Consider the following 3,856-nt stretch of genomic DNA (forward strand, 5'->3'; position numbering starts at 1 on the left):
CCCACATTCGCTAAATCCAGATGCAGATCCTTGCCGTCCAGGTGCAGGATATCGGTACCCACTCCGCCATCGATGGATGCAAAATTGAGGTCAGGCACCTTGATCTGGTCAACCCCGGCGCCACCACGGAACACGTCCGCGCCGCCACGACCGATCAGAATGTCATTACCGTCCCCGGCTTCAAAGAGTTCTGCAGCTGAGGTGCCACGAAGGAGGTCATCATCGGGTGTGCCCGCAATCACATTACTGCCGCCAGAATTGCTTCTACCAAATACTATGTAACTGGAACCCGAGAAATTGTTATTCGAGGTGAGTCCCTTAGCACCGATAAGCAAATCATCAAAGCCATCACCATTAACATCCCCAGCACTGCTGACCGACGAACCGAATTTGTCACCGGGCGTCCCATCCAGACGAAAACCGTTCTTGCCGTCCAGAGTGGATAAATCCAAAGTAGCGTCAAAGTCGGAAACCTTACCATATACAACATAACTCGCTCCAAAATAGCGCCCACCTCCATAAGGCCCGCCTTCGTAATTGCCGATAATCAAATCATCAAAACCGTCACCGTTGAAATCCCCTGCATTGCTAACTGATAGGTCACGACGTTCAGTATTTTCTGATAGCTTACTATTTAGACGAAAACCATTAGTTCCATCAATGCTGGACAAATTCATCACGGCGTCGAAACCGGAAGCCTTTCCAAAAACTACGTAACTAGAACTCATGTTCAGGCTAGCATACCGGACTCCCACAATCACATCATCAAAACCATCGCCATTTATATCTCCTGCATTACTGACCGAATGACTCTCAAAGATAAATTGCGGTTCTCCATCCAGACGAAAACCATTGCTCCCGTTGAGTCGGGATAAGTCCAGGGTGGCAGCAAAACCAGCAGCTTTCCCAAATATGACATAACTAGAGCCAGAGCCGCCATAGTTAACCGGGGAAGCACCGACAATCAGATCATCGAAACCGTCGCCATTGAAGTCACCGGCACTGCTAACACTTTCGCCCGTGCTATTACCTGAAGTGATCCCACTGAGACGAAAACCATTGCTGCCGTCTAGACTAGACAGACTCATGCCACCATCTAAGCCTGAGGCTTTGCCAAACACCACATACCCACCATCAGAGCCAGGGGCAGCAATAATCACATCTGCCAAACCATCTCCATTGACATCCCCGGCGCTGCTTACCGAATCACCCGAATCATCAAATGGCGATCCATCTAGACGAAAACCGTTATTTCCGTTAAGGTTGGATAAATTCACCTCAGCGCTAAATCCAGATGCTGTACCAAACAGTACGTAAGTAGAGCCGGAACGCCCGCCGTTCGGAGCCCAAGGAGCGCCAATAATCACATCATCAAAGCCATCCCCATTGAGATCCCCAGCGCTACTGACCGCTTTGCCAAATATATCAAACTCCGCTTCTCCATCCAAACGAAAGCCGTTATTGCCGTCGAGGCTGGATAAATGCATCTCAGCATCAAAACCCGACGCCTTTCCAAACACCACATAGCCGGAGCCGGCTAACCAATCTCCGTTCGGATCAGCATAGGGAGCGCCAATAATCACATCATCGAAGCCGTCACCGTTGACATCGCCTGCATTACTGACTGAGAAACCCAAAAAGTCCCCTCGCGATTCTCCATCCATACGAAAACCGTTGCTGCCGTTGAGACTGGATACACTCATGACTCCCGCAGGTGAATTAACATACACCCCAGCATCTACTCGAACCACCGTCCCACGATTGGTGAAAACACGATAATCCCCGTCGATACCTGCTTCCGCCCAACCATTACCAATTCCAATTACCCGATCACCCGCATTGCCATCGATCGTAAAAGTACTAGTTTCCGACAAACTGAACAGATCAGGCAAGGTAAACGTCACTGTGTTGTCACCGCTGCCCGTCAGATCAATTGTTTCGATATTATTGATCGTGTCGTGAAAGTCCGCCAGATTGAGGTGGATTCCTGCGCCATTCAGCTTAAGGGTATCGGTACCGATACCGCCATCGAGCGTTTGAAAGCCAAGGTCAAGTACTTCGATTACATCATCCCCGTCTTCTCCTTTAAATACATCCTTCCCGCCACGTCCAATTAGCGTATCGTTACCATCATTTCCTTCAAAAAGTTCATCTACGGGAGTGCCCGAGAAAACATCATTCTCGGGTGTTCCCACATAAGTAAGGGTTCCATCTAAATGATTAGTCCCAAACACTACGTAACTGAAGGCAATACGGGTGTAATCTACTATGGTGCTACCCAAAATCAAATCATTAAAACCATCATTATTGACATCCCCGGCACTGCTGACTGCCACCCCCTCACCATCAAGACGCAAGCCGCTATCACTATCGAGACTGGACAGATCAAGCGTGGCACCAAATCCGGAAGCTTTACCAAATATCAGATAACTGGAATCGATAATCACATCATCAAATCCATCAGCATTGAAGTCTCCGGTTCCACCGACTGAAGAACCCGAAAAATCAAATGGGGATATTCCATCCAGGCGAAAACCGTTGCTGCCGTCAAGACTCGATAAATTCATCGTGGCTTCAAAACCGGTAGCTTTGCCAAAAATTACATAACTAGAGCCCGAACGCTGACCGTTCGGATCAGCGCCAGGAGCACCAATAATCACATCATCAAAGCCATCACCATTCACATCCCCAACACTGCTGACTGACTCTCCCAATACATCAGCCGCAGCAACTCCATCCACCCGGAAACCGTTCTCACCGTCGAGAGCTGACAGATCCAGCGCAGCACCAAAGCCAGGAGCTTTGCCAAAAATGATGTAACTGGAGCCAGAACCGTTTGAATTAGCTCCTGGAGCACCAATAATCACATCCTCGAAACCATCCCCATTAATATCCCCGGCATTACTTACCGAATTACCCGAACCATTAAAACGAAAACCATTACTGCCGTCGAGATTGGATAAATTCATAGCTGCGTCAAAGCCTGACGCCTTACCAAATATCACGTAACTGGTGCCAGCCCCCGGCGCCCCAATTATCACATCATCAAAACCATCGCCATTGATATCCCCTGCGCGACTTACCGAATAACCGGAATAATCATCCAGCGCCACTCCATCCAAGCGAAAACCATTATTACCGTCGAGACTGGAAAGATTTAACGTAGCACCGAACCCTGAAGCCTTGCCAAATACCACATAACTTGAACTAGAGAAAGGGCCATATCCACCTCGTCCCGGGGCTCCGACAATCACATCCTCAAATCCGTCACCATTGAAGTCTCCTGCACCACTGACTGACCAACCGGCAACATCATATGATTCCTCTCCTTTGAGGGAAAAACCATTGTTGCCGTCGAGACTGGATACTTTGAATACAGCATCAAACCCGTCAGCCTTGCCAAACACCACATACGTGACGCCGGCGATCGAATTCGCAGAACCAGCCCCCACTATCACATCAGAAAAACCATCGGCATTGACATCTCCGGCACTGACGCTGGTAACCCCCCCGAAATATCCTCTTTCCACCACATTCAGACGAAAACCATTCTTGCCATCAAGACTGGATAAATTCATTGTTGTTATGGCCATGATTAAGAACTCCTATAGAAGCTTTATCTAATCGACGATAGGCAATACTGCGCTAAAGTGATTTCCTTTTTTCCTTTACACAAACTCGATCATCAAATTTGCACCCACCAGCAACACCGCATCGTCATTTGTATAAATGTGATAAAACCCTTTCACGCCGCCATCGACCCAGCCATCATCCTGAACCGTCACAAGATCCCCGGCATTGCCGTGGAGTTTCAGGGTATTGGATGTATCCGACAGATTGAGCACGCTGTCGGCAG

1 protein-coding gene and 1 pseudogene are annotated in these 3,856 nt (G+C 48.7%); both read right to left on the minus strand.

What is annotated here, in order from left to right; all coding sequences use genetic code 11:
* Positions 1 to 3,593 (minus strand): FG-GAP repeat protein (locus ABF87_RS12970; protein ID WP_160829542.1); only part of this gene is annotated, 3,593 nt, incomplete at its 3' end.
* Positions 3,594 to 3,668: 75 nt separating this feature from the next.
* Positions 3,669 to 3,856 (minus strand): annotated as a pseudogene (locus tag ABF87_RS12975) (hypothetical protein); the annotation flags it as partial.

Origin of the sequence: Nitrosomonas sp. JL21, from assembly GCF_009833095.1 — a bacterium.
Classification (GTDB): Bacteria; Pseudomonadota; Gammaproteobacteria; order Burkholderiales; family Nitrosomonadaceae; genus Nitrosomonas.